Origin of the sequence: Thermus brevis (genome assembly GCF_026427635.1) — a bacterium.
GTDB lineage: Bacteria > Deinococcota > Deinococci > Deinococcales > Thermaceae > Thermus > Thermus antranikianii.
The window spans coordinates 1,734,498-1,760,116 of record NZ_CP102606.1; the positions used below are offsets into that span (position 1 = coordinate 1,734,498).

The following is a 25,619-nucleotide window of genomic DNA, read 5'->3' on the forward strand; positions in this document are numbered from 1 at the left end:
CTTCCCCTAACCTTCCCAGACCAGGATGGGAACTATGTGCTGTCTCTCACGATGATAGTCGCATGTGAACGCTAACTCCACTCCCGGCCACACCTGACCGAAAAGCCAGAGATCTCCAGGATGAACCCTGGCCGGCTTGGCATAGCCCCCAAGGCTTCCCTTGTCCACCAAAAGCACCAGGGGGCGCCCGGAGGGCGGCACCTGGATACCTCCCAAGGGTGTGGCCTCGGAAAGCCCTTCCCCCCCGGGTACCTCCGGCCCCACGAGTTCCACGCCCATCCGGTCCGCCCGCACCACCCGGAAGGAGGCGGAAATCAGGGCCCTACGGGCCTCCCAGGAAAACTGGGGCCCGGGAAGGAGACGGAGGCGAAAGGTTTCCGGCAAGGGCCTTTGCCGGAAGGCGAGTCCCGGCCGTACCGCCCTTTCCTCCCCCAGACCCAAGACATCCCCCGCCACCAACGGGCGACCGATCCTGCCCCGGAGGTCCGGGGACACGGAACCCATAAAGGAACGGCCCTCGAGGGCTCCCGCCACCGCCAGGTAAACCCTGACCCCCCGGCCCCTGGGCCGGAAGGAGAGGGTTTTGCCCCTAGGCCAGAAAAAGCTCCGGCCCGGCGGGATCTCTTCCCCCTCCAGGAGAGCGGTAAGCCCATACCCCGCCACCGCCGCCACAAGATCTCTAAGAGCGGTGAGGACCGGGCCCCGGTAGGCCACCTCCAAAAGGGGTGCGCCCGGGGGATTCCCCACCAGGCGGTTGGCCAGGGAGGCGGAGTAGGGATCCAAGGGCCCGGAACGGGCCAAGCCCAGGTGGCCCGCCAGGAACCTTCCCCCATCCACCACCAGGTCCAGTAGACCCGGCTCCTCCACCCGCAGGGCAGGAATCCTGGGCTCCTCGGGAAGTAGGGCCAAGGGGCTGGGCTCCGGGGGAGTGGAACCCTCAGCTTCCCGGAAGCGCACCCGGTCCCCTGGCCTGAGGAGAAAGGGTTCCTCCCGATGGGGATCGTAGACCGCCACCAAGGCGGTGCCCAAAAGATGCCACCCTCCAGGGGAGGGCAGAGGGTAGATGCCCGTCTGGGGCCCGGCCATGGCCACCGCATGGGCCGGCACCCTGGGCCTAGGGTGGGGGCGGCGGGGCAGGCGCAAGGCCGGTTCCACCGGGGCCAAAAAGGGAAACCCGGGGGTAAACCCCAGGGCATAGACCCGGTAAAGGGGTGCCTGGTGCAGGCGTTTCACCTCCTCCAGGGGAAGCCCCGTGCGCCCGGCCACCTCCAAGAGATCTTCCCCATCGTAGCGCACGGGGATCTCCACCAGCCTGCTTTCCTCCCCAGTTTCGGCCAAGGTGGTGGCCAGCCGGGAAACAAGCCCAAGGAGCCGTTTCCGGGAAAGCCGCCTGGCATCGTACTCCAGGTACAGGGTGCCGTAGGCGGGAACTGCCTCCCAAAGCCCCTCGGGGGGAGCCTTTAGAAGAAGGCCGGCCAGGGCCTGGGCCATGCGGTTGGCTTCCTCGGAAAGCCCCTCGCCAAAGGCCAGGTAGAACCCGTCCACCCCTTCACTCTAGCGAAGGCCGGGGCCCAAGGCCTCCCGAAAGCTCCAGGTCCGGCAGAAACACCAGGGTCACGAGGGAAAGGGCAATAAAGAGGGCGCTAAGGAGAAAGATCCGCCGGAGAGCCTCCACGATGCCCTCCTGCAAGGCTTCCTTAAGCTTAAGCCGAACCGCCTCGAGGCGGGACACCACCTGGGCAGGCACTTGGGATAGGGCCTGAGCCTCCGCCCTTTTCAAGAAAGCCTGCGCCTGGGCCACCACCCTTTCCTCCAGGGTGTTAAGCTGGGACATCACCCGGGCCCTAAGGGCTGGGGAGGGAGGTGCGGCAAGGAATCCCTCGAGGCTTTTCCCCCAGGGCAGCTGGAAAAGGGCTTCCCTGGCCGTCACATCCCCGGACCAAATCCGCTCCAGCAAGGCGAGAGTCCCCTGGGCCACCCCGCCGGGCAGGAGAACAACCTTTATCTCGGGCGGCAAGGTGGGATCCGCCAAAAGCGCCTTCCGCGCCCCGTCGTCCCCCCGCAAGGCCCTGGCCACCTGTTCCCTCACCTCGGCGAACTGGGTGGGAATGCCCCCGGGCCTCAGGGACCGCTTGAAATCCCCGGGCAGGAAGGGATCTGCCATCAGGGCCTGGTAGGCTCCTTCCTCCCCCTTAAGGGCCCTTACCAGCAAGTCCTCGAGGCGGGCAAACTCCCGGTCCAGGTCCAGGGCCATCCCCTCCCCCGCACGGCTCAGGGCGGGGGTGGAGGTCCCCGAGGGAAAAGCACCCTGGAGGTGGTCCGTGAGGCTTTGAGCCAGGATGGTCCCCAGCAAGGCAATCCCCATGGTGGATCCGATCTGGCGCATGAACTGGACCATGCTGGTCCCACTCCCCATGCGTTCCCTGGGCAGGCCGCTTTGCGCCACGATGTTGAGGACGCTCTGGGCTGGACCCAAGCCAAGGCCCAGCAGGAAGAATAGACCCACCACCTCCGCCAGAGGGGTCCCCACCGTGAGGGTGAAGTGGAGAACCAGGAAAAGGGCCAACAGAAACCCGGCGCTGGTGAGGAGGAGGGCCTTGTACCGCCCGAAACGGGCCAGGAGCTGTCCGCCGCCCAAACTTCCTACCACCACGCCCAGGGTCAAGGGCAGGACGGTGATCCCGCTTTGGCTGGCGGAAACCCCCTTCACCACCTGCAGGTATAGGGGCAGGAAGGCTACCGCCCCCAGAAAGGCCGGGCCATAGAAGAAGGCCGCCACCGCCGAGAGGCTGAACACCCTTCCCCGGAAAACCGAGAGGTCAAACAGCGGGTAGGGAAGCCGGATCTCCACCCAAATCCAAAGGAGAAGCCCTAGGAAAGCCAAGGTGAAAAGCCCCAGGATCGCTGGACTTCCCCAAGGGTACGTGCTTCCTCCCCAGGAAAAGGCCAGCATTAGGGGCACCGTCCAGAGGACGAGGAGCATGGCCCCCAGGAAGTCGAAGGGTTCCCGCCCTCCAGGCCGAAGCCGGGGCATGTAGCGCAGGATGAACCCCAGCGCCACCGCCCCCACGGGCATGTTGATGTAAAACACCCACCTCCAGGAAAGGTGGTCGGTGAGGAGACCTCCTAGCCAGGGCCCCACCGCGGAGGAAAGGCCGAAAATAGCCCCGAAAGCCCCCGCCAGCTTGCCCCGCTGACGAGGGGGAAAGAGCACAGCGATGGTGGTGAGGGCCAGGGCGAAAAGGGCCCCACCCCCCACCCCCTGTAGCCCCCGGAAGAGGATAAGCTGGGTCATGTTCTGGGACAGCCCGGAAAGGGCCGAACCCAGAAGGAAAAGGCTTACCGCCCAAAGCAAAACCCCTTTGCGAGAGAAGAGCTCCGTGAGCCTACCAAAGATGGGAGCGGAAACCGTGGAGGTGAGGAGGTAGCTGGTGGTGACCCAGGCGTAGTACTCGGCTCCCCTCAGCTCTCCCACAATGCGGGGCATGGCGGTGGACACGATGGTCTGGTCCAGGGCTGCCAGCAAAACCCCCAGCAGGACCCCGATCATGGTGAAGCGAACCTCTTGTGGTGTGGGATTCATGCTTCCTCCAACCTGCCCAGTAACTCCAACAAGTGCGCGATTTCCTCCGGCTTAAGCCGGGCGAGGCGCCGCCTGAGCGCCGCCTCCATAAGCGCCTCCGCTTGCCGCAAGGCGTTCCTTCCCTTTTCCGTGAGGCGAAAGCTGAAGCGGCGAAGGTCCTTGTTGTCCAAGGAGCGCTCCAAGAAGTTCTTTTCCTCAAGCCTCCTCAGCATATGGCTTACGGTGGGCGGCGGCAGACCCATGTGCCGGGCGGCATCCGAGGGATACGGGTGAGTATCCACCACCCGGAGCAACCAGGCCTCCAGGCCGGAAAGGTCCAGGGCCTCGAGGCCCTCCTCCATCTCCTCGCGCAAGGCTCGCTGCAAACGCCAGATTCGGCCCATCACCTCCCAAACCATGCGGTCATATTATTTCACAACAAACTATTTGAGTGTGAATCGCCTCACCTTGACGCGCCTTCCTCCCGGGATTAGCCTGGGACTCGGAGGAAACCATGAGGGCGCGCTTTTACAGCCAGGGCGAGGATCACTATAAGCTTGACCCGGATCTAAAAGCGATATTAGACACTTTTGCCCCCGGCCTCCCCCAAGAGGAGCTCTCCGCCTTCGGGAAGCTGGTGGGGGAAGAGGTTTTGGAGGTGGCCCACCACGTGGACCAGGATGCCCCGCCCCGCCTGCAGATGCACGACCTGGATGGGAACCGTATAGACCGGGCCCTCCTCTCCCCTGCGCAAAAGGCTCTTTTGGAGAAGCTTCGCCCCATGATCCGCCCCGCCTATGAGGGCCGGGGCTGGTCCCTCCACTACGCTTTTGGGTACCTCCTGGCGGATGGAGGGCTTTACTGCATCCTCACCATCACCCACCAGGTGGCCTACGCCCTCCACAAGTACGCCCCTGAGCACGAAGGGGTGAAGCGGGAGCTCCTTTACGGCCCGGCCTTCGGCGCCACCTGGATGACAGAGATCCAGGGAGGAAGCGACCTGGGGGCCAACCGCACCGTGGCCCGGCGGGAGGGAAACGCCTACCGCCTTTACCAGGGGGACAAGTACTTCGCCTCAGGGGCGGGCCTGGCCGACTACGCCATCGTCACCGCCAGGCCGGAGGGAGCCCCGGCCGGCCCCAAGGGCCTTGGCCTCTTCCTCCTGCCCCGGGAGGTGGAGGGGAGGCTGAACTTTACCGTGCGCCGGTTTAAGGAAAAGCTGGCCACCCGGGCTGTGCCCTCAGGGGAGGTGGAGCTGGAGGGAAGCCTGGCCTACCCTATCGGCAGGCTGGAGGAAGGGATTTACTACACCCTGGAAAACCTCACGGTGAGCCGGCTGGCCAATGCGGCCGCCGCCATGGGCATCGCCAAGAAAGCCCACCTCGAGGCCCTCTTCCGGGTGAGGAGGCGGACAGCCTTCGGGAAGACCCTCCTCCAGCACGACCTCATTCAGCACGACCTCCTGGAGATGCGCCTGAGGCAGGTGGGAGGCACCGCCCTGGCCTTTCTGGCCATCCAGGCCTTTGACCAAGCCTGGGAGGAACGGCCCCCCTACAGCGAGGGCTACCACCTGGCCCGCCTCCTCTCCCACCTGGCCAAGGGGCGCACCGCCGAGCACGCCAGCGCCATCACCGCCCTCGCCATGGAACTCTTCGGGGGCCTAGGCTTCCTGGAGGAGTACGGGGTGGCCCGCTGGCACCGGGAAGCCCTCATCACCCCCATCTGGGAGGGCCCCGCCAATATCCAGGCCCTGGACATGCTGGAGGCCATCCTCAAGAAGCGCGCCCACGAGCCCCTCTTGGCCATGCTAGGGGGAAGCCCAAGGGCCCAGGCCGAGGCGCACAAGATCCTCAAGAAGCTGCAAGAGGAAGGACCCTGGTACGCCAAGGAGGCCCTCAGGGCTTTGGCGGACGTGGTGACGGTCTACGCCTTGGAGAAGGTGGCCGCCGAACCCTTCCCCGAGCTTGCGGAGCTCTACGCCCGCCGCTTCCTTAAAGGGGAAACCCTTCCCCCCTCCGCCCAAAAGCCTGAGCTTTACGACCCCTGGTCAAGCCTCTCGTAAAGGAGCGCCAGGTCCTGGGGGCGGAAGCGGGCGGTGTAGCCCTTGGGCGGAAGGGGTTCCTCATAGAAGAAGCCTGGGAGGCGGTCATCCTGGTGGGTGAAGCCCGCCAGGTGGTTAAAGCGATGTTCCAAGCGCAAAACGCCCTCCCCAAGCTCACGCCAGAAGGCAGGGGTCAGGCTCGTGCCCAGGGCGGCGTTTAGGCTTTCCACCACGAACTCCACCTGCTTGTTGGTGACGCTTCCCCCGAAGACGCAAAGGCCCAGGGCGTCGTTGGCGGCGGCGTTTACCTGGGCCTGGTAACTGGCCTCGAGGATCTCCTCCACGGGCATGGCCCGGGTTTCCAGGCGCGGGGCATTCCCCGCGGTGTGGTCCGCTCCCTGGGCGGTGATCATCATGGTGATCCCCGTGGCCTCCACCACCCTGGGATCGTAGGCGCTGATGGCCTGGCGCTTGATGACGGGAACCCGCTTAAGCCCAAGCGCCTCCCCCACCCGGGCGGTGCCTTGGGCCAGGAAGCGGGCCTCCTCACTTGGGGTGTAGAGGGCTTTGAGCCTGGCCTCCATGAAGGCATAGTCCCCGAAGTCCGCCTCTCCCTTTTCCATGAAAAGGGCCAAGGTGGCCCCGGTTTCTATGGTGTCCACCCCCAGGTCGTTGGCCAGGCGATTGAGGCGGGCGAGCTGGTCCGGATCGGTGAGGCCACAGTTGGTGCCCATAAGGCCGATGGTCTCGTACTCCAGGGGGGAGACCACCTCCTCTCCCTTTTCGTCCACGATGACGTTGGAGCACTGGATCACGCATCCAGGCATGCAGGCGTGGGTGTGTTTCCCTCCCCGGGCCTTGTTAAGGGGAGCGATGTACTGGCCGCCCATGCGGAACTCCTCCGGGGAGGCCAGCTGGCCCTGGCGAAAGTTCCTCACCGGCAGCCCCCCGAAGGCATTCTGGAAGTCCGCCATTCCCATGGTGCCGATGGCGTTGTAGAACTTCATCACCAAGGGGTCCTGGCGCAAAAGCTCCGCATAGCGGCGGATGGCCCCGGTGACCTTGGGCTTGTCCCAGACCTCCACCTTCCCCGGCACCTCCACCACGATGGCCTTGACCCGCTTGCTTCCCATCACCGCCCCCACGCCCCCCCGGGCCGCCAGGCGGGAAGGCCTGCCGTCGATGTCCGAAAAGGCGATGCCGGAAAGGAGGCCCAGATACTCCCCCACCGGCCCCAGAAGGGCGAAGGCGATCTTCCTGCCGTAGGCGGCAAAGAGCTTGGCCACCGCCTCAAAGTTCCCGAGGCCGAGAAGGTCCTCCGCCGGGTCAAAGAAGACCTGGCCCTCCCGGGTGATGCGGAGGACCACCCAGTCGGGGCTTGCCCCCTCGAGGACCAGGTGGGAAAGCTTCATCTGGCCCAGGGCGTAACCGAAGGTGCCGCCCCCGTTGGCCTCCTTGATGCCCAGGGTCAGGGGACTTCGCGTACCCACGCTGGTGCGGTTGGCGTTGGAAAACCCCGTTCCCGCCAGGGGACCCACGGCGAACACCAGGGGGTTCTCCGGGGAAAGGGGATCCATGCGGTAGGCTTCCCGCTCCAGAAGAAGCCGCCCCGTGCGGTAGCGGCCGCCATAGGCCACCTCCTCGGGGGAAACTTCCTGCCAGTAAACCCGCTTGCCCGTAAGGTCAACCTTCAAAGACCGCCACACCATCCACCTCCACGCGTACCACCCGGGCCTCCTCCGGGTGGGTAAAAGGATTCTCGGAGAACACCACGAGATCCGCTAGCTGTCCGGGCCAGAGGCGCAGGGCCTCGAGGCCACTGGCTTCCGGACGGGTGTAGTAAAACAGGGAGCGCATCAAGGGAAGCCCCCTCCCGGTCAGGGGCAGGGAGGCTGCAAGCGCTCCCTGCACAGGGGAAACCTCCCGCACCACCGGGGCATCGGAGGAAAACGCCAGGGAAAGGCCTGCCTCCTCCATGCGCCTTAAGTTATAGCACCAAGGGAGAAACACCTCCGGCAGGTACCTCACAAAATTCTCCCTGAGTTCCTTCAGGAAGATGGGCTGGGGAACCACCCAGATGCCCAGGCTTCTGGCCAGGGCAAGCTCCTTCGGCCCCGGCAGGCCGAAGTGCTCGATGCGGTGCCGAAGGGGCCTGGGCTCCTCCCGGTAGAGCCGAGCGTAAGCGGCAAGCACCTCCCTTATGGCCACATCCCCGATGGCGTGGGTGGCCACGAAGAAGCCCTTCCGGTGGGCCGGAAGCGCCAGCTCCAAGATCTCCTCCGCCTTAAGGCGCAAAACCCCCTGCCCCCCCACCTCCCGGTAGGGCCGGCTTACCGCCGCCGAGGCCCCGGAGAGGCCGCCATCGGCAAAGAGCTTGACCCCGGCAATCACAAGCCGCTCCGAACGGTAGAGTGCAGGCAGGGGGTAAAGGACCTCCTCCCCGTCGGGGCGAAGGATGGCCAGGACACTTACCCTTAAGGGGAGAAGCCCCTCCTGGTCCAGGCTCCGGTAGGCCTCCAGAAGAAGGGGGTCCGCCCCCGCCTCCAGGGCCGAGGTGATCCCTCTGGCCAGGAGATACCGGCTTCCCGCCAGGATATAGCGGCGGTAGTCCTCCACGGTACGCCGGGGGAGGACCCGTTCCACCAGCCCGTAGGCCCTTTCCAGAAGAAGCCCCTCCTCATGGCGAATCTCCCCTCCCGGCGGGCTTGGGGTTTCCGGGCCAATCCCCGCAAGCGCCAGGGCCTTGGAGTTTAGGGCATGGATATGGGCGCAGGTCCGGGTAAGAAGCACGGGCCTGCCCGGCACCACGGAATCCAGAAAGGCCCTGTTGGGCACCCCACCCAACCTGGCCTCGTTCCACCCCCGGCCGAGAAGCCAAGCCCCGGGAGGCAGAACCCGATCCCGCTCCCGCAGAAGCCCGGCCAGGGCCTCGAGGGAATCCACCTCCCGCAGGTCCAGGAGGTCCGTGAGAAGCTGGCCGATCTTCCAGATGTGCACGTGGGCGTCGTGAAACCCCGGAAGGATGGCCTCTCCTCTTCCCGCCCCCGGCTCAAGGCCCGCCACCCGCCCTTCCCTCACCCAGAGGCTCCGGTAGGGACGGTAGCGCCCCTGGGCATCCGGGACGTACACTTGCCCGGGGATCCTCCTCACCAGCCCACCTCCGGGTTGCGCCAGACCACGAAGACCCCGTAGTTCAGGCAGGAGGGATCCTCCAGGTAGTCGGGGATGATGCCGTACACCCGGTAGCCCCGGCGAAGCTGCACGGACAGCACGGGATCCTGGAGTTCTCCCCGCACCACCCGGTGCACGTACTCCTCTATGGGCATCTCCGACGCATAGCGGTGATACCCCTTGGGCATGCTCCCCGCCACATGGCCCTTTAGACCCAGCCGGCGCACCAGGTTCTGGCGGGCCCGGTAAAGAAGCCGGGAAAGGCCCAGACCCCGGTACTCCGGCAGGACCCCGATATCCGCCCCGTAAAGCCAGTCTCCTTCCGGGTCATGACGGGTAAGCCAGTTCCCGGCCACGGCCTCAATGTAGTGGTGCTGGTAGTGGTGGAAGTCCACCCGGGTGCGGAAATCGGTGGAACAGGCCACCACCTTGCCCCCAGGAAGCTCCACCACCGCATGCTGCCCCTCCGGGAAGATGCGCATGTGGGAAAGGTAGTGTTCCTTGGTCATGCGCTCCTCCCTGGAAAGGGTGGGGAAGCTGGCTTCCTGGATGGCCTCGAGGGCCTCGGCCATCCAGAGCTGGGACTGGACCACGGCGAACCGACCATCCTCGGAAACCACCAATGGCTCAGGCAAGGGCTGCATACACATCCCGGATGTTCTCCGCCACCACGGAAAGGCCTTCCTCCAGCATGTCCAAAGGAATATCCAGGGGTGGCAGGAAGCGGAGGGCGTTGGAGTAAAGGCCCGCCCGGATGGTGATCACTCCCCTCTCGGCGTTCCGCCGCACCAGGTCCAGAACGAACTCGGGCCAGGGCTCCTTCGTCTTGGGATCCTTCACGAACTCCAGGGCCATCATGGCCCCGATCCCCCGGACATCCCCCAGGGCTGGGACCTCTTCCTTAAGGGGCTCGAAGATCTCCCGCACCTTGGCCTCGATATCCTGGGCCCTGGCCAAGAATCCCGGGGACTTGAGGATCCTTAAGGCCTCGAGGGCCGCCACCGCCGCCAGGGGATTTCCCCCATAGGTGCTTCCCACCCCGCCCACGTGGGGCGCATCCAGAATCTCCGCCCGGCCCGTCACGGCGCTGATGGGCATCCCAGCCCCCAGGCTCTTGGCGGAAACGATGAGGTCGGGCACCACCCCGCTATGCTCGATGGCCCACATCCGCCCCGTCCGTCCAGAACCGGACTGCACCTCATCGGCGATCAACACGGCCCCCGTGCGGTCGGCGATTTCCCGTAGCTTCCTCAAGAAGGCATGGGGCACCGGGATGAAGCCTCCCTCGCCCAGCACCGGCTCAATCACGATGGCGGCCAGGGCGGAACCGTCGATGTGGGCGACCAAGGCGTTCTCCAGGTTCCAAAGGGACCAGTCCAAGTACTCTTGCTGGGTCATCCCGGGCGGGGTGCGGTACAGGTTGGGCACGGGCAACCGGTACACCTCCGGGGCAAAAGGGCCAAAGCCCTTCTTAAAGAGGGCGTACTTGGAGGTCATGGCCATGGTGAGGTTGGTGCGGCCATGATAGGCTCCCTCAAACACCATGACCCCTGCCCTCCCCGTGAAGGCCCGGGCCAGCTTCACCGCATTCTCCACCGCCTCCGCCCCCCCGTTGGCCAGGAGGGTCTTGGCGGGGCCAGGCCCGGGGTAAAGGGCATTCAGGGCCTCCGCCAAGGCCAGGTAGGGCTCGTAGTTGGCCACAATGGCGCACATGTGGATGAGGTTCTCCGCCTGGGCCTTTATGGCCTCCACCACCGCTTTGGGCGTGTGGCCCACGCCCAAAGCCCCGATACCCCCGGCCAGGTCGATGAGGAGGTTGCCATCCACATCCTCCACCAAGGCTCCATGGGCCTTGGCCACGGCGATGGGGTTGGCCTGGGCCAAAGCCCGGGTGACCGCCTGGGCCCTGCGTTCCATTAGGGCCCGGCTCCTGGGACCGGGAATGGCTGTTTTGAGTTGGATGTATCCCATAGTCTCCTAGCGGCTCTTTACCGCCGTCCACACCTCGTCGTAGATGCGGTTATCCTTGCCTAAGTCCAGGATGAACTCCAAGCGCTTCATCACCTCGGGACTCGGGTAAATGGCCGTGTTCTTCCGGTCTTCGGGCCGGATGTACGGGAGGGCTGCCCGGTTGGGGGTGGCGTAGCGGTTAAAGTTGGAAAGCTGGGCCCCCACCTTGGCATCCAGAATGAAGTTGATGAACAGATGGGCGGCCTCGGGGTTCGGCGCCTTGGCGGGGATCATCAGGGAATCCACCCACAAGGTGGCGCCTTCTTTGGGAATGGTGAACTCCACCTTGCCAGGGTTTTCGTCGGCCGCCTTTACCGCATCCCCGTTGTACACCACCGCATAGGTGGCCGCTCCCGCCACCACCCGGTTCTTTCCCCCTACCCCGCCCTCAAACCCCAGGAAGTACCGGCTCTTCTTGGCCTGAAGGAGAAGCTGGCCTGCCGCCTGTACCTCCTTGGGATTTTTGGTGTTGACCGAGTAGCCCAGATAGCGCAGGGCGTTGCCCAGCATCTCCCGCGACGAGTCCATGAGGATAAAGGGGGCCTTGGGGTCCTTGAAGAGAACCGCCCAGGAATCGGGCTTGGCCACCTTGTCCTTGCGGAAGATGAGGCCTGTGGTGCCCCACTGATACGCGGCGGAGTAGCGGTTCCCTGGATCAAAGGGGGGATTCTTGAACTTATCGTCCAGGTTCTTCAGGTTGGGAATCTTGGCGTGGTTGAGGGGTTGAACCAGCCCCAACCGGATGATGGAGGGAACGTAAAAATCCGAGGGAACGATGATGTCGTACTGGCTCACACCTCCCGCCTGAAGCTTGGCGATCATCTCCTCGTTGGATTCGTAGAGGTCCATGCGGACCCGGTAACCGTACTTCTGGGTAAAGGCCTGGAGGATGGCGGGGTCAATGTACTCGGACCAGATAAAAAGCCGAAGCTCCCCTTTTTGCGCAAGACCCAGGGCCAAACAAGTCACCAAAAACACCGCTATCCTCTTCATGCTAACCTCCTTGTGAAGCGCTCTGCGCTCAACACCAACACCACCGTGAACAGGAAAAGCAGGGTGGACACCGCATGGATCTCCGGGGTAATCCCCCTGCGGGCCGAGGCGTAGATGACCAGGGGCAGGGTCTGGCTTGTGGGACCGGCGGTGAAGAAGCTGATGACGAAATCATCCAGGGAAAGGGTAAAGGCCAGCATGGCCCCAGCCACAATCCCCGGCGCCAGCAAGGGCAGAAGGACCCGGCGCAGGTAGAGGGAGTAGGTGGCGTAGAGATCCCGGGCTGCCTCGTCCAGCTCTCTGGGCAGGCTCTTGAGGCGGCTCATCACCACCAGGGCCACAAACCCCACTTGAAAGGTGGCGTGGCCCACCACCATGGCGGGAAGGCCGGGCTCAAAGAGGGCGAAGGCCCGCCGCAGGAAGCCAAAGGCCACCACCAGGGCGGCCGCCAGGATCAGGTCGGGGGTGACCACGGGAAGGTACAGGGTGGTTTCCAGAAGGGCACGCCCTCGAGGGCCGAAGGGATGCCGTTCCAGCCCTAGGGCCAAGAGGGTTCCCAGGACCGTGGCCACCAGGGTGGAAAGAAGGGCCAGAACCAGGGTGTTCTGCGCCGCCTCCAAGAGGGCGGGGTTTTGGAAAAGCCTCACATACCAGTCCCAGGTGAACCCTCCCCAGCCCAGGCCATGCCGGGTGCGGTTGAAGGAGAAAAGGGCCACCGCCAGCATGGGCAGGTACAAAAAGGCCAAGGCGCCAAGGGCCACCGCCGAGGTCAGCCAGTGAAGCCTCATGCCAGCTCCACCTCCTTCCCGTAGCGGCGGTACAGCCTAAGGGCCACCAGGGTCAGGAGGATGAGTACCAGGCTCAAGGCCGCCCCGTAAGGCCAGTCCCGCATGGTGTAAAAGGCCTGCTGGATGAGGTTACCCACCAGCAGGTGCTTGGCCCCACCCAAGAGGTCCGGCACCACGAACATGCCCATGGCGGGGATAAAGGTGAGGATAACCCCCACGGTGAGGCCAGGCAGGGTCTGGGGCAGGATGCCGTGGAGAAAGACCCTCACCGGCCCCCCGTAAAGGTCCCGGACCGCCTCGAGGAGGCTCTCGTCCATCCGCTCCACGCTGGAGTAAAGGGGCAAGACCATGAAGGGAAGGAAGGCACTCAGCATGCCCAGGTAAACGGCGAGGCTACTGGGGAACAAGGCCATGCCCGGCTCCACCAGGCCCAAGGCGGCCAGGATCCGGGCAAAGGGCATCTCCGGGGCCAGGAGAAGCTGCCAGGCGTAGGTGCGGATCACAATGTTGGTCCAGAAGGGAATGAGGACCAAGGAAAGGACAAGGTAGCGGCGGCGGGGATGCTGGGCCCGTATAAAGAAGGCGATGGGATAGGCCAGCACCGCGGCCAGCAGGGTGGTCACCAAGGCCACCCATACGGTGCGCACCAGGGCCAGCAGGTTGTCCAGGCTAAAGCCCAGGACACCAAAGCCAAGAAGCCGGCGGTAGTTTTCCCAGGTGAAGGTCCAGATCACCTCCCCATACGGCCCCCGCTCGGCGAAGGATAAGGGGATGAGCACCAGCCCAGGAAGCACCAGAAAGGCCATGAGCCAAAGAAGCCCGGGCAGGACCAGGAGCACCCCACGCCACACGAGGCTCCTGGCGGTGGCCAGCTCCCCGTACCACACCAGCACCCTAGCCATCCAGCACCACCAGCCCCTCCAGGGGAAGTCGGACGAAGACCTCCTGCCCCACCTCCAACCGCAAGGAGTTGCGGGCGCGCAAGGGCACCTGGCCCAGTGCTTCCAAAAACACCTCGAGGTAGGCTCCCCGGTAGATCACCTGCCTTACCCTTGCGGGCAGGCTTCCAGGAACAGGGACCTCGTGAATCTCCAGCCGCTCCGGACGCAGGGCCAAGAAACCCTCGTTCCAGGGCACCTTCACGGGAAGAACACCCAAAGGGGTTTCTGCGCCTTCCCTTACCTTCCGGGCGGGAATCAGGTTCGCCACCCCCAGAAACTCCGCCACGAACCGGGTCCTGGGCCTTTCGTAGACCTCGTCGGGTGTCCCCACCTGCAAAAGGACGCCCCCCTCCATGACCCCGATGCGGTCGGAAACCGCCATGGCCTCCTCCTGGTCGTGGGTGACCAGGATAAAGGTAGCTCCCAGACGCCTCTGAAGGTTTCTCAGCTCCACCTGCACCTCGGCCCGGAGCTTGGCATCCAAAGCGCTCATGGGCTCGTCCAGGAGCAGAATCTCCGGCTCGTTGACCAGGGCCCGGGCCAAGGCCACCCGTTGCTTCTGCCCTCCTGAAAGCTGATGGGGGTAGCGATGGACCAGGCTCTCCAAGCGCAAAAGCCCCAGGGCGTACTCCACCTTGCTCCGGATCACCGCCTCGGGAAAGCGCCGGCTCCGCAAGCCGAAGGCCACGTTCTCGTAGACGGTGAGATGGGGGAAAAGGGCGTAGTTCTGGAAGACCGTGTTCACCGGTCGCTTGTGGGCGGGAAGGCCTGTAAGATCCCTGCCCGAGAGCACGATCCGCCCCGCATCGGGGAGTTCAAACCCTCCCACCAGGCGAAGCAGGGTGGTTTTCCCGCATCCGGAGGGTCCGAGAAGGGTGAAAAACTCCCCCTTCTTGACCTCGAGGGAAATCCCTTTGAGCACCTCCAGCTCACCAAAGCGCTTGCGGAGGCCCTGGAGGAGCAGCCCTTCTACTTTTTCCAGCACCTCCGTCATGCTCCCCCCAAGAGGGATGCCACCGCCTCAGCAAATAGCGCGGTGTGGCGGTCCACCATGGCCTCCGTGGTGGCAGGGCTCATAAGGGCCATGTTGTGAAAGGGAGTCAGGAGCACCCCCCGGTTCAAAAGAAAAAGGTGAATGAAGGGGTCCAAAAGGGGATCCTGTCCCTCAAGAGCCTGGGTGCCATTTTCCGCTGCCTCAGGGCGGAACAGGTACTCCACCCGCCCCCCGAGGCGGGTGACATGCCAGGGCAACCCGGCCTGACGGATCACCGCCTCCACTCCTGCCTGAAAACGCTCCCCTAACGCCTCCATCCGAGCAAAGCTCTCCTCGGTGAGCACCCTTTCTAACGTGAGTCGGGCTGCCCGCAGGGAGAAGGCGTTGGCCGCCAGGGTACCCCCCACCCCGGCAGTGTCCGCGTGAGGACCCCGGAGGAGCTCAGCATAAGCCTCCGCCACCTCCCGGGACAGCCCGTACGCCCCGATAGGTACCCCACTGCCCAGGGCTTTGCCCAGGGTGAGGAGGTCGGGTTCCAGGTGGAAGCGGGCTGTGCAGCCGCCAGGCCCGGCGCACAGGGTGTGTGTTTCATCCAGAACGAGAAGCGTCCCGTATTTGCGCGTGAGAGACCTAATCCTTTCCAAAAAACCGGGGGCTGGATGGACGATGCCCACATTGGTAAGAACGGGCTCGGTAAGCACCGCAGCGACGTCCTTTTCAGCCAAAGCCCCTTCCAGAGCCTGGGGGTCATTCCACTCCACCACCTTGGTGGTGAGCAAGGGGTCCACTGGCGGGCCCAGGTTGCCCTTGCGGCTCCTGGGGATGCCCCCTTCCAGGGCGACAAAGGCCTCGTCCACGGTACCGTGGTAGCACCCGTGAAAGACCAGGACCTTGGGCCGCCCGGTGACAGCCCGGGCGATGCGCAAAGCAGCGCGGTTAGCGTCGGTAGCAGAAAGAGTGAACTGCCAGAAAGGGAGCCCAAAGCGCTGGGAAAGCTCCTCCGCCACCCAAAGGGCATCCTCTGTGGGAAGCATGGCCGTGAGGCCCTGCAAAAGCCGGGCCTGCAGTTCCGTCACCACCGCCCCCGGGCTGTGCCCGGTCATGGCCCCAGTGTCGCCTAAGGCAAAATCCAAGTAGGTGTGACCGTCCACGTCTTGGACCCTAGCCCCCTGGGCCCAGGAGAGGAAGAGGGGGAAAGGCCCGGCATAACGGGTCATCCAGGGCATGGGCACTCCCCCAGGTAGGTGGCTTTGGGCCCTTTGGGCTAGCGCTTGGGAGCGGGGGTTCCTACGGACAAAGACTTCCTGCTCCCTTCGCAAAAGGCGCTCTATACGGACCCTATCCATGCTTAATCATCACGTGCCGCACCTCGGTATAGTCCTCGAGGGCATAAAGGCTCATGTCCTTGCCGTACCCTGAGCGCCTGAGCCCCCCGTGGGGCATCTCGTTCACCAGCATGAAGTGGGTATTCACCCAAGTGGTGCCATAGCGCAAGCGCGCTGCCACCCGCATGGCCCGTCCCACGTCCCGGGTAAAAACGCTGGAGGCTAGGCCATAATCTGAGTCGTTGGCCAAGGCAATGGCCTCCTCGGCCCCAGAAAAAGGCGTCACCGAAACCACAGGCCCGAAAACCTCCTTGCGGACGATCTCGTCCTCCTGCCTGGCGTGGGCCAGCACTGTGGGCTCGTAGAAGTAGCCAGGCCCCTCCATGGGTCTGCCCCCCACCACCGCCTCCACGTGGCCCGTGGCTAGGGCCCGCTCCACAAACCCCCGCACCCGCTCCCGGTGCTCCTGAGACACCAGGGGGCCCATCTCCACCCCTTCCTGAAAGGGAGCTCCTACCCGGATCGACTGTACTTTCTCAGATAGTAGGGACAGGAAGCGCTCATACACCGGGTGCTCTACGTAGACCCGGCAGGCCGCAGTGCAGTCTTGGCCAGCGTTGTAATAGCCGAAGAACCGCACAGCCTCCGCCGCTGCCTCGAGGTCCGCATCCGCAAAGACGATCACCGGCGCCTTTCCCCCCAGCTCTAGATGGGTGCGCTTAATACCCCTAGCGGCTGCAAGTAGCACCTTCTCCCCGGTGGAAATGGAGCCTGTAAGGGAGATCATCTCCACCTCAGGATGGTCAATAAGGGCCTGGCCCACCGTGGGCCCCCGGCCATGGACCACGTTGACCACCCCCTTGGGGAAAATCTCTGCCAGAAGCCGGGCCAACTTCAAGGTAGTGAGAGGAGTAATCTCGGAGGGCTTCAGCACCCCGGTATTCCCTGCAGCCAACAGAGGCCCGAGCTTCCAAGCAGCCATCATCAGGGGGTAATTCCAAGGAGCTATGGAGGCCACCACCCCAACGGGGTCGCGGCGGATGAGACTGGTATGGTCCGGCAGATACTCCCCCGCCGCTGACCCCGGCAGCACCCGGGCAGCCCCCGCAAAGAAGCGGAAGGTGTCCACGATAGCAGGAATCTCGTCGTTCAGAACCGCCTGAAAGGGCTTCCCCACATCTAGGGCTTCGAGGCGGGCAAAGGCCTCCGCTTCCTCTTCCACCCGGCGCGCCAGCTCCAAAAGCAGGTAGGAGCGTTCCCTGGGTGTGGTCTCGCTCCAGGAGGGAAAGGCCTGGCGAGCAGCCATCACTGCCTGGTGCACCTGTTCAAAGGTAGCCTCAGGTATCTCCGCCACTACCTGGCCGGTGCTGGGGTCGTACACCGGGAGGCTGTCCCCTTGCCCAGCTACCAGCTCACCTGCGATCAGCATCTGCGTTTCCCTTACCATCACCCACCTCCTATGCCCGTCCCTCGTCACGGTACGCCAGCCACTGTGAAACCACCAAGGGAACCAGGGTAATTCCCATCACCAAGACGGCCACCACGTTGGTGAGCGGCCGTTCTCTCGGACGGAACAGTTCCGAAAAAAGCCAAATGGGCAGGGTCTTCTCCTGCCCAGCCGTAAACGTGGTAACGATCACCTCGTCCAAGGACAAAGCAAAAGCCAGCATCGCCCCGGAGAGCAAGGCGGGCACCAAGGGAGGCAAGAGAACATGCCGAAACGTCTGGAGAAGATTCGCTCCCAAGTCCAAACTGGCCTCTATCCAGCTGTCCGGTAGCCTCCGAAGACGAGCCACCGCGGCGTTGTAGACCACCACCACGGTGAAGGTCACATGGCCTGCCACAATGGTCCAAAAACCCAGCTCTACCCCCAACCGACGAAAAGTGGTGAGCAAGGCGATCCCCGTCACGATGCCTGGCAGCGCTATGGGCAAGGTAACTAAAAGCGACAGCGAATCCTGCAGGGCGAAGCGGAAGAAGCGCATTCCCAAAGCCAGGAAAAGGCCCAGTCCAAGAGCGACGACCGTACTGACCAAGGCCACCCGGAACGACAAGCCCAGAGCTGCCCACATGTCTTCACGCGCAAAAGCCACCCCAAACCACTTCAGGGTGAGCCCGGGCGGAGGGAAGTGGTAGGTTCGATCCTCGGTGGTAAAAGCGTAAAGGATCACCACCAGTACAGGAAAGTGCAGGAACAACAAAGCTCCGTAGGCCATCATCCTGAGGAGCCATCCCGGTCGTTCCATCACCCCTCCTAAAGGTTCTCAAAGGCACCCAGTTTGCGGGCCAACCTCAGGTAAACGGCTACCAAGGCGACCGGCACCAAGGAAAAGGCCGCTGCCAAAGGAAGATCCCCCGCCGTACCCTGCTGGATGTACACCATCTGCCCCACAAAGTATCCGGGCGGTCCGAGAAGGGTGGGAATGATGTAATCCCCCAAGGTCAAGGAAAAGGTGAAGATGGATCCGGCCGCCAAACCGGGTACGGCCAGGGGCAGCACCACCGTCCGGAAGGCTAGCCAAGGGGTTGCCCCAAGGTCACTGGCCGCCTGCAAGAGGTTTTTAGGAACACGGTCCAGAGCGTTCTGGACAGGAAGTATCATGTAGGGAAGCCAAATATATGTGAACACCAGCAACAGGCCGAAGTACGAGCTGGACAAGCTGGGTCCCCCTAGAAGGGGAGTACTTAGGAAGGAAGCGAGCACCCCCTCGAGGCCCAAGCGCCCGGCAACCCAAGGTAGTATGCCCTCTTGTGCCAAGATCAGCTTTCCGGAGTACACTCGAATAAGGTAACTGGACCAGAGGGGTAAAACAAACAGGAGGAGCCAGATTAACCGCTGGAGCCCCTGGGTGTGAAAAGCTACGTAGACCGCCACGGGCAGGGCCAAAACCATGCACGCCAACGTGGTGAGCACCGCCATGGCCAAGGTGCGCAACACGATGTCCAAGTTGGCCGGCGTGGTAAGCACGGCAGCCAGAGTCTGCAAGGTGGGTCTATATTGAATCTGGCCCGTGAAATCATCTATCCGAAAAAAAGCGTGGCTTAAGAAAAGGAATAAACTTCCCAGGTAAAGCACCCCAATCCAAAGGAAAGGTGGCACCAAGAGGACGAAAAGCAGAAGCCTGGGATGCATGTAAAGCCTATCGGCCAGCAAGCCTAACATCACTCCTCCAGAGGCCAGAGGGCATCGGCGTCCCAAGCAAGCCCAACCTCGTCCCCAGGTGTAAACACACTGTCTCCCGCCATCAGCACACGAATTAAGGTGCCATCGCCCAAACGAACCTCCACCTGGTTGCCGTAACCCACAAAGCTCGTTGCTTCCACCCTGCCCAAGATTCCTTCGGAGGGCCTAACCACTCTTATTCGCTCGGGGCGCAGGGCAAATCGCTTCCCTCCCACCACAAGAACGTTAGCCCCGCCCACGAACTCAGCCACAAACTGAGTTCGCGGACGGTAGTAGAGCTCCTTCGGTGGCGCAATCTGTTCAATTCGCCCCCTGGAGAACACCGCCACTCGGTCTGACATGGAAAGGGCCTCACCTTGGTCATGGGTTACGTAAATAAAGGTGATTCCCAGGAGCTGTTGCAGGCGCTTTAGCTCCACCTGCATCTCCTGTCGTAGCTTCAAGTCCAAAGCTCCCAAGGGCTCGTCCAAAAGGAGGACTCGCGGCTTCAAGATAAGCGCACGGGCCAAGGCTACCCGCTGCTTCTGCCCTCCGGAGAGCTGGCTAATCCTTCGATCACCAAAACCCTCCAGCTTCACAAGGGCCAGCATCTCCTCAGCTTTGCGGTAGCGCTCCGTACGGGGCACCTTTCGGATCAACAAAGGATAGGCCACATTGTCCCGTACGTTCATGTGGGGAAAGAGAGCATAATCCTGAAAGACGGTGTTCACGGCCCGACGATATGGGGGCAAGCGCGTGGCGTCCTGTCCAAACAGGTAAACTTTCCCCGAACTGGGCCGATCAAAACCGGCGATAAGCCTGAGCGTTGTGGTTTTCCCTGACCCTGAAGGACCCAGGAGGGAGAAAAACTCTCCCTCCTGGACCGAAAAGCTTATGCTCTCCAGGGCAACCACCCGCCCGTACCGCATCCCCACCTTGTCCAGGCGAACGGCTTCCAGGCTTTTCTCCCGCAAGATCGGTGCGGAGGCGGAACGGGTTTGCATCCGCTACTTACCCCCCTGGATCGCAATGTAGTCCTTCACCCACCGCGAGTAGGGAACGCACTGTCCCTGGGTTTTGCAGTTAGCCACAGGCGTCTTCCAGAAATAGATTTTGTCAAAGTCGTTGAACCCGTTAGCAGCGCACCCCTCCTTACCCAGCAACGCACTCGCGGTGCATCCTTCCGGTACCACCGGGTTGGAGCCGAACCAGGCAGCGATGTCTCCCTGCACCTTGGGGTTCAAGCTCCACTCCAACCATTTGTAAGCACAGTTGGGGTTCTTGGCATCCACGTGCATCATGGTGGTGTCCGCCCACCCAGTTGCCCCCTCTTTGGGAATGGTGCTGCTAACCGGGTGATTCCCTGCTTTAAGGGTGTTCACCTGGAAAGGCCAGGAAGGTGCTGCCACCACCCCTTCGTTGATAAAGTCTTGTACCTGTTGGTTAGCATCCGACCAGTACCGCTGGACAATCTTCCGTTGCTGCCGCAAGAGCCCCAATACCGCCTGGTACTGCTTCTCGTTCAGCTCGTAAGGGTCTTTTATCCCTAGATCGGGACGGGTTTTCATGAGGTACAAGGCAGCGTCCGCCACATAGATGGGGCCATAGTAAGCCTGGACCCGCCCTTTATTGGACTTGCCATCGGGAAGGATGGTTTCCTCAAACACCACCTTCCAGCTGGTGGGGGGCGTGGGGAAGACCTTTGTGTTGTAGGCCAGCACGTTGGGTCCCCACTGGTAAGGCACCCCATAGGGCACCCCATTGACCACGTACCAAGGCCCATTGCGCAACCTCTTATCCAGCTTTGCCGTGCTGGGCACAAGCTTGTAGTTAACGGGCTGCACCTTGTTACCGTAGATGAGCCTCAGCGTGGCATCTCCTGAAGCGGTTACCAGGTCGTAACCGCCTTGGTTCATGAGGGCCACCGCCTCGTCCGAACTGGCAAACACCTTAACATTCACCTTGCATCCCGTGGCCTTTTCAAAGGGCGTGACCCAGTCGTAATTGGGATCCGACTGACCCCGTTCAATGTAGCCAGGCCAAGCCAAGATGTTAAGTTGCCCTTCCAACTTTCCCAGGCTCTGCCTCATCTTGGAGGCTGGAACCTGGGCATAGCCCGGGTTCAGTAAGGCCAGAACCGCCAAACCCTGCATCCACACTCTCCATCCCCTCATCCTCATCCCTCCTTTAGCGCAACCTCCAAAGCCGCAGACAAGCGAGCCAGCCCCTCGTGTACCTCAGCCTCAGTGGCCACCAGGGGCACTAGCACCCGGATCACGTTGCCGTACATCCCCGCCTTGAGGAGGATAAGCCCCCTCCGCCTTGCCTCCTCGAGGGTTGCCTGGGCCAGATCGGGGGCAGGCTCCCGGGTCTTGGGGTCCCGCACCAGCTCCAAGGCCACCATGGGACCGAGGCCGCGGACCTCCCCCACCTGGGGGAAACGGTCCTTCAAGCGTCCCAACGCCTGCCAAAGCACCCTTCCCAGGGCCTTTGCTCTTTCCAGCAATCCCTCCTCCTCAAAGATGTCCAGGACCGCCAGCCCAGCGGCACAGGCCAGGGGATTGCCCGCATAGGTTCCCCCCAGGCCGCCGGGCTTGGGAGCATCCATCACCTCGGCCCTCCCCACCACCCCGGAAAGGGGAAGTCCTGCCGCCACGCTCTTGGCAAAGGTGATGAGGTCGGGGACCACGCCGCTATGCTCCACGGCCCACATCCTCCCCGTGCGTCCAAAACCGGACTGGATCTCATCGGCAATGAGGAGGATTCCCTGGGAGGCGGTGATCTTCCGGATCTCCCGCAGATAGGTTTCCGAAAGAGGGATAAAGCCCCCCTCCCCCAGCACGGGCTCCACGACCAAGGCCGCCACCCGCTCGGGGTCCACCGTCGTGCGGAAGAGTTCCCTAAGACCCTCCAGGGCCATTTCATCGGACACACCCCGGTAGGGGTAGGGAGCGGGGGCATGGTAGACCTCCGGGGCAAAGGGACCGAAGTTCTGCTTGTAGTAGGAGGCCTTCCCGGTCAGGGACATGCCCAGCAAGGTGCGCCCGTGGAAGGAATGGGTAAGGGCCACCACCGCCGGACGGCCTGTATAAGCCCGGGCGATCTTGACCGCATTCTCCACCGCCTCGGCCCCCGTGGTGAGGAAGAGGGTTTTTTTGCTGAAATCCCCTGGGGCCAGCTTGGCCAGGCGCTCAGCCAGGCGCACATAGGCTTCGTAGGGAGTCACCTGGAAGCAGACGTGGGTGAAACGCTCCAGCTGGGCGCGCACCGCCTGGAGCACCCGGGGGTGCCCATGCCCCACGTTCATCACCCCGATGCCCCCGGCGAAGTCCAGGTACTCTTTGCCGTCCACATCCCAGATGCGACTTCCCTCGGCTCGAGCCACGAAGACGGGATGGGCCTGGACCACCCCCCGGGGGACATACCGCTCCCGCAACTGCCAAAGCGTCTGGTTCCGCGAATCCACCAAGGCCACCTTGCCTCCTTTGAGCTAAGAGGTTAGGCCTTGGAACCAGGGGAAACTACGGCCTTGGCGAACAAGTATCGCTACCTCTTTTTGTTCTGCAATAACAAGATCCGGGCCGCAAGCTCCAGGCGGAACCGGTCCTCAGGGTCCTGCAGGGACACGGAAAGCTTCTCCTCCATCCGCCGCAGGCGGTAGCGAAGGGTATTGAGGTGGATGCCCAGGGCCCTGGCCGCCCGTTTGTGGGAAAAGCCCCCCTGCACCCAGGCCAGGAGGGCCTCCAACTCCCCGGGTCGAAGCGCTGCAAGCCAAGCCCTAAGTTCCTCACGGGCCTCCTCATCCCCGAGGAGAAACCTGGGAACCAGGTGGGTTTCGTACAGGTAAACCCCGGGCTCCTGGAAGGCAAAAAGCCGTTCCACTTCCTCGAGGGCTCCCCTAAGCTCCCCTGGTCTCCGGGGCCTAGAGAGGTAGAGGGGCCAGGCTCCCGAAAGTTCCCTAAGGAACCCCTGGGGATCCAGGCGCTCCGGCAACAAAAAGCGCACCTGGTTCAGGCTCAAGGACAGGAGGGCAGAGGCTCCCTGCCGCTTCAGAAGGTCCCGTACCCTTTGCGAAACCCTTTCCCTTTCCTGGAAATCCCGCTCGCTCAAGGGCAGGGAAAGGGGCAGCACCAACACCCCAAGCCGATAGCGCTCGTCCAGGTCCAGGCCGAAGGCTCGCGCCCGCTCCCAGGTTAAGGCCTCCTTTCGGCCCTCCAGGAGGGCATCCAGGAAGGCGTAGCCCAGCCTGGCCTCCTGCTCCGCCAAAGCACGCTGGTGAGCCACGATAAGCCCGGCCACCAAGGCGGCGTTCTCCAGGGCCTGCCGCTCCACCTCGTCCGCCTCTCCCTCCAGGACCAGGTACCCACCCCGTTCCCGTCCCAGGGGCACGGGCACGGAAAAACCCAAGGGGGCATCGGCATAGCGCACCGGCCGGCCCAAAAGCTGGGAAAGCCGTTCCAAAAGGGTTTCCAGCTCCTCCCGCCCCAGCACCGCCTGCATGAGGGCCCGGTGGAGGAGATGCACCCGTTCCCGCACCTCCAGCTGCCGGGCAAGGAGCCTGCGCAACACCTCCTCGGTAACCTGGGCAAAGGGTATCTCCCAGGGAAGCTCGAGGACGGCCACTCCTTTGCCCGCCAGGACCTCGAGGGCCACTGGGGGGAAGCGCTCAAAGAACTGGGGAACCGCCAGGGCCACCCCCGCAGGCTCCCGCTCCGCCAGGGTGTGGGCGAAGGCCTCGAGGCGCCCTGCTTCCCTGGGCCAGGCGTAGCCCGTGGTCAAGACCAACTGGCCCGGGCGCACCCAGGGTGCCGGTTCCGGCAGGTCAACCACATGGACCCAGGAAACCTGCCTTGCCAGGTCCCCACCCAGCACCCGGGCCCGGGACAGGGCAGGAAGGTGGAGGAGTTCCTGTAGCGCAAGGCCCATGATGCGGTTACCCTTTAGCTTAAAAGCTTACTCCTCCACCCGCCTGACCTCCAAGCCCCGAAGCCGGTTCACCGCCGCTCCTAGCTCCACAGGGCGCACCTCCGCCACCTCGGGGGCCTCTTCCAGGGAAAAAAGATCCTGTGCCCCGCCCAGCACCGCCTCCACCAGCTTCCGCAAGGGCGTCTTGCCGTCCGCCTGCCGCCAAAGCCGTTGGAACCATGCCCCCAAGGCCCGCACCTGGGCGTTTTCAAAGAGGTCCAGGGCGGATAGGTCCACCACCTCCTCCCCGTAGACCAGCTCCCTGAGGCCCCGACCCTTCACCCGGGCCTTCCTGCCCCGCCTGGGATCAAAGCTTTCGGGCAAGGGGGCCCGGGAAGCCACGGCAAGGGGATACCGGGGCTCGCCAAAAGCCCGCCCTGTGGGATGGGCTTGGGCGATGGCCTTGGCCTCCAGGGTGGCCTCCCTCGGCCGGTACTCCTCCAGAAGCAAGACCGTGTCCGCCAGGTCCAGGTAGTCCCCCACCCCGCCCACCACCAGGATCAGGCTCACCCCCCTGGCCTTAAAGTCCTGAACCCGGTCCAGAAGAGGGGTGAGGGTTTCCCGCTGCACCAGGGCCTGCATGCGGGCATCCCGCACCAGGAGGTTGGTGGCAGAGGTGTCCTCGTCCAGGAGAAGCACCCGCGCACCCAGCTCCAGGGCCTCCAGGATGGCGGCCGCCAGGCTGGTGGACCCTGAGGCATCCTCCGTGGAGAAGAAAGAGGTGTCCTGGCCCAGGGGAAGGTCGTGCACGAAGGGCCTTAGGTCCACGCCCTTCACGCTTCGGCCATCCTCCGACTGAACCCTCTGGGCCAGGGCATGGGTCACCACCCACTCCCGCCCATCCCCGGGAATATGGGGATAGACCCCGTGAACCAGGGCCTCGAGGAGGGTGGTTTTCCCATGGAAGCCTCCGCCGGTGATGAGGGTGAGGCCCTGGGGAAGACCCATCCCAACGACCTCGCCCTTGTGGGGTACCCGAAAGGAAACCCGCAAGGAAGGGGGGCTTTGGAAAGGAACCGCCCCCCTTAAGGGCTTTTGGCTTACCCCGCTTTCCCGGGGAAGGATGGCCCCATCCCCCACGAAGGCCACCAGGCCCCTTTGGGGAAGGCTCTCCTGAATGTAGGCGAAGTCCTCCACCTGCTGGACCTGGGACACCAGGGCCCTCCCATGCAGTTCCCACAGAAACCCCCGAAGGTGCTCCACCAGGGCCCGGAAAAGCCTCTCCGCCTCCTTACCCAAAATCCTTCGGCCCGAGGCGGGAAGCCCCACCCGGAAGCGCAGGTAAAGCGCCTCCTGGCCAAGATGGGCCCCAGCCCGCCGCAACACCTTGGGGCTTTCCACCTCTACAAAGACCCTCCCCGAGTGCCCGCTCCCCCCGAAAAAGGGCAGGTGGCGGAACCGGGCCTTGAGGGCCCTGAGGAGGAAGTCCTCCACCGCCACCTGGCCCATGGGGTGGCGGTAGACCCGAAGTCCCTCCACGGCCCTGGCCGGATAGCGCACCTCCACAACGCTTGGGGTGGCGAAGGGATCCCCCTGCACGTGGACAAAGCGAAGCTCAAACCCCTCACCCCTCCAGGTTCCCTTTAGATCCTTGTAAAAAGGGTAAGGCCTCCCCTCGAGGGAGGCCAGGAAAGGGAAAAGCTCCTCCAGCCGCCGCACCCTTCCA

Annotated in this window: 21 protein-coding genes; 1 reads left to right on the forward strand and 20 read right to left on the reverse strand. The window is 63.6% G+C overall.

Annotated elements, in window-relative coordinates:
* Positions 1 to 6: 6 nt before the first annotated feature.
* Genes pxpB through KQ693_RS09440 form a run of 3 tightly spaced genes read right to left on the reverse strand, consistent with a single transcriptional unit; the run spans position 7 to position 3,981 of the window.
* Positions 7 to 1,545: a 5-oxoprolinase subunit PxpB gene (gene pxpB / locus KQ693_RS09430; RefSeq protein WP_267261065.1), complete on the reverse strand. Its 1,539-nt coding sequence runs from the start codon at positions 1,543 to 1,545 to the stop codon at positions 7 to 9.
* Positions 1,546 to 1,549: 4 nt separating this feature from the next.
* Complete coding sequence (locus KQ693_RS09435; protein WP_267261066.1) at positions 1,550 to 3,583, reverse strand: MDR family MFS transporter; 2,034 nt, start codon at positions 3,581 to 3,583, stop codon at positions 1,550 to 1,552.
* Positions 3,580 to 3,981 carry a MarR family winged helix-turn-helix transcriptional regulator gene (locus tag KQ693_RS09440; RefSeq protein ID WP_015717167.1) on the reverse strand — a complete coding sequence of 134 codons (402 nt, stop codon included), beginning with the start codon at positions 3,979 to 3,981 and terminating at the stop codon, positions 3,580 to 3,582. Before KQ693_RS09440 ends, KQ693_RS09435 begins: the two co-directional genes overlap by 4 nt.
* Before the next feature lie 95 nt (positions 3,982 to 4,076).
* On the opposite strand from KQ693_RS09440, the gene KQ693_RS09445 reads away from it, so the two are divergent.
* Entirely contained in the window at positions 4,077 to 5,624 is a 1,548-nt protein-coding gene (locus KQ693_RS09445; RefSeq protein ID WP_267261067.1) for an acyl-CoA dehydrogenase family protein, read from the forward strand.
* Here the strand turns inward: KQ693_RS09445 and KQ693_RS09450 are convergent.
* From KQ693_RS09450 to KQ693_RS09530, 17 genes are all read right to left on the reverse strand, one after another.
* Positions 5,597 to 7,309: an aldehyde ferredoxin oxidoreductase C-terminal domain-containing protein gene (locus tag KQ693_RS09450; RefSeq protein WP_323808521.1), complete on the reverse strand. Its 1,713-nt coding sequence runs from the start codon at positions 7,307 to 7,309 to the stop codon at positions 5,597 to 5,599. The two genes, KQ693_RS09445 and KQ693_RS09450, sit on opposite strands and share 28 nt — an antisense overlap.
* Positions 7,287 to 8,753: an amidohydrolase gene (locus tag KQ693_RS09455; protein WP_267261069.1), complete on the reverse strand. Its 1,467-nt coding sequence runs from the start codon at positions 8,751 to 8,753 to the stop codon at positions 7,287 to 7,289. Before KQ693_RS09455 ends, KQ693_RS09450 begins: the two co-directional genes overlap by 23 nt.
* On the reverse strand, positions 8,750 to 9,418 hold the full coding sequence (locus tag KQ693_RS09460) for a GNAT family N-acetyltransferase (protein WP_267261070.1): 669 nt from the start codon (positions 9,416 to 9,418) through the stop codon (positions 8,750 to 8,752). Before KQ693_RS09460 ends, KQ693_RS09455 begins: the two co-directional genes overlap by 4 nt.
* On the reverse strand, positions 9,402 to 10,745 hold the full coding sequence (locus KQ693_RS09465) for an aspartate aminotransferase family protein (protein WP_323808497.1): 1,344 nt from the start codon (positions 10,743 to 10,745) through the stop codon (positions 9,402 to 9,404). Before KQ693_RS09465 ends, KQ693_RS09460 begins: the two co-directional genes overlap by 17 nt.
* Before the next feature lie 6 nt (positions 10,746 to 10,751).
* Complete coding sequence (locus KQ693_RS09470) at positions 10,752 to 11,777, reverse strand: polyamine ABC transporter substrate-binding protein (protein WP_267261072.1); 1,026 nt, start codon at positions 11,775 to 11,777, stop codon at positions 10,752 to 10,754.
* The gene (locus KQ693_RS09475; RefSeq protein ID WP_219759156.1) at positions 11,774 to 12,565 is read right to left on the reverse strand and encodes an ABC transporter permease; all 792 of its coding nucleotides are present in this window, start codon (positions 12,563 to 12,565) and stop codon (positions 11,774 to 11,776) included. The genes KQ693_RS09470 and KQ693_RS09475 overlap by 4 nt, the downstream gene beginning before the upstream one ends.
* Positions 12,562 to 13,467, reverse strand: a complete 906-nt coding sequence (locus KQ693_RS09480) for an ABC transporter permease (RefSeq protein WP_126170888.1) — start codon at positions 13,465 to 13,467, stop codon at positions 12,562 to 12,564. Before KQ693_RS09480 ends, KQ693_RS09475 begins: the two co-directional genes overlap by 4 nt.
* Positions 13,460 to 14,500, reverse strand: coding sequence for an ABC transporter ATP-binding protein (locus KQ693_RS09485; protein WP_267261073.1), 1,041 nt, complete (start codon positions 14,498 to 14,500; stop codon positions 13,460 to 13,462). Before KQ693_RS09485 ends, KQ693_RS09480 begins: the two co-directional genes overlap by 8 nt.
* Positions 14,497 to 15,846, reverse strand: coding sequence for an aspartate aminotransferase family protein (locus KQ693_RS09490; RefSeq protein WP_267261074.1), 1,350 nt, complete (start codon positions 15,844 to 15,846; stop codon positions 14,497 to 14,499). Before KQ693_RS09490 ends, KQ693_RS09485 begins: the two co-directional genes overlap by 4 nt.
* Entirely contained in the window at positions 15,839 to 17,272 is a 1,434-nt protein-coding gene (locus tag KQ693_RS09495) for a gamma-aminobutyraldehyde dehydrogenase (protein ID WP_267261075.1), read from the reverse strand. The genes KQ693_RS09490 and KQ693_RS09495 overlap by 8 nt, the downstream gene beginning before the upstream one ends.
* Positions 17,273 to 17,282: 10 nt before the next feature.
* Positions 17,283 to 18,071, reverse strand: a complete 789-nt coding sequence (locus KQ693_RS09500) for an ABC transporter permease (RefSeq protein ID WP_015717179.1) — start codon at positions 18,069 to 18,071, stop codon at positions 17,283 to 17,285.
* 8 nt (positions 18,072 to 18,079) lie between these two features.
* Positions 18,080 to 18,988 carry an ABC transporter permease gene (locus tag KQ693_RS09505; RefSeq protein WP_323808498.1) on the reverse strand — a complete coding sequence of 303 codons (909 nt, stop codon included), beginning with the start codon at positions 18,986 to 18,988 and terminating at the stop codon, positions 18,080 to 18,082.
* Positions 18,988 to 19,992 carry an ABC transporter ATP-binding protein gene (locus KQ693_RS09510; protein WP_267261076.1) on the reverse strand — a complete coding sequence of 335 codons (1,005 nt, stop codon included), beginning with the start codon at positions 19,990 to 19,992 and terminating at the stop codon, positions 18,988 to 18,990. Before KQ693_RS09510 ends, KQ693_RS09505 begins: the two co-directional genes overlap by 1 nt.
* A 3-nt stretch (positions 19,993 to 19,995) precedes the next feature.
* Positions 19,996 to 21,141 carry an ABC transporter substrate-binding protein gene (locus KQ693_RS09515; protein WP_267262377.1) on the reverse strand — a complete coding sequence of 382 codons (1,146 nt, stop codon included), beginning with the start codon at positions 21,139 to 21,141 and terminating at the stop codon, positions 19,996 to 19,998.
* Positions 21,142 to 21,164: 23 nt separating this feature from the next.
* Positions 21,165 to 22,463: a 4-aminobutyrate--2-oxoglutarate transaminase gene (gabT, locus tag KQ693_RS09520; RefSeq protein ID WP_267261077.1), complete on the reverse strand. Its 1,299-nt coding sequence runs from the start codon at positions 22,461 to 22,463 to the stop codon at positions 21,165 to 21,167.
* Positions 22,464 to 22,534: 71 nt separating this feature from the next.
* Positions 22,535 to 23,914: a PucR family transcriptional regulator gene (locus tag KQ693_RS09525; protein ID WP_267261078.1), complete on the reverse strand. Its 1,380-nt coding sequence runs from the start codon at positions 23,912 to 23,914 to the stop codon at positions 22,535 to 22,537.
* 27 nt (positions 23,915 to 23,941) lie between these two features.
* Positions 23,942 to 25,612: an ABC-ATPase domain-containing protein gene (locus KQ693_RS09530; protein WP_267261079.1), complete on the reverse strand. Its 1,671-nt coding sequence runs from the start codon at positions 25,610 to 25,612 to the stop codon at positions 23,942 to 23,944.
* Positions 25,613 to 25,619 lie beyond the last annotated feature (7 nt).

Coding starts and splice junctions, on each gene's coding strand:
- KQ693_RS09435 (WP_267261066.1), bottom strand. CDS start 3,583: ATGAATCCCACACCACAAGAGGTTCGCTTCACCATGATCGGGGTCCTG.
- KQ693_RS09440 (WP_015717167.1), bottom strand. CDS start 3,981: ATGGTTTGGGAGGTGATGGGCCGAATCTGGCGTTTGCAGCGAGCCTTG.
- KQ693_RS09445 (WP_267261067.1), top strand. CDS start 4,077: ATGAGGGCGCGCTTTTACAGCCAGGGCGAGGATCACTATAAGCTTGAC.
- KQ693_RS09460 (WP_267261070.1), bottom strand. CDS start 9,418: ATGCAGCCCTTGCCTGAGCCATTGGTGGTTTCCGAGGATGGTCGGTTC.
- KQ693_RS09465 (WP_323808497.1), bottom strand. CDS start 10,745: ATGGGATACATCCAACTCAAAACAGCCATTCCCGGTCCCAGGAGCCGG.
- KQ693_RS09470 (WP_267261072.1), bottom strand. CDS start 11,777: ATGAAGAGGATAGCGGTGTTTTTGGTGACTTGTTTGGCCCTGGGTCTT.
- KQ693_RS09475 (WP_219759156.1), bottom strand. CDS start 12,565: ATGAGGCTTCACTGGCTGACCTCGGCGGTGGCCCTTGGCGCCTTGGCC.
- KQ693_RS09480 (WP_126170888.1), bottom strand. CDS start 13,467: ATGGCTAGGGTGCTGGTGTGGTACGGGGAGCTGGCCACCGCCAGGAGC.
- KQ693_RS09485 (WP_267261073.1), bottom strand. CDS start 14,500: ATGACGGAGGTGCTGGAAAAAGTAGAAGGGCTGCTCCTCCAGGGCCTC.
- KQ693_RS09490 (WP_267261074.1), bottom strand. CDS start 15,846: ATGGATAGGGTCCGTATAGAGCGCCTTTTGCGAAGGGAGCAGGAAGTC.
- KQ693_RS09495 (WP_267261075.1), bottom strand. CDS start 17,272: ATGGTAAGGGAAACGCAGATGCTGATCGCAGGTGAGCTGGTAGCTGGG.
- KQ693_RS09500 (WP_015717179.1), bottom strand. CDS start 18,071: ATGGAACGACCGGGATGGCTCCTCAGGATGATGGCCTACGGAGCTTTG.
- KQ693_RS09505 (WP_323808498.1), bottom strand. CDS start 18,988: ATGTTAGGCTTGCTGGCCGATAGGCTTTACATGCATCCCAGGCTTCTG.
- KQ693_RS09510 (WP_267261076.1), bottom strand. CDS start 19,992: ATGCAAACCCGTTCCGCCTCCGCACCGATCTTGCGGGAGAAAAGCCTG.
- KQ693_RS09515 (WP_267262377.1), bottom strand. CDS start 21,141: ATGCAGGGTTTGGCGGTTCTGGCCTTACTGAACCCGGGCTATGCCCAG.
- KQ693_RS09525 (WP_267261078.1), bottom strand. CDS start 23,914: ATGGGCCTTGCGCTACAGGAACTCCTCCACCTTCCTGCCCTGTCCCGG.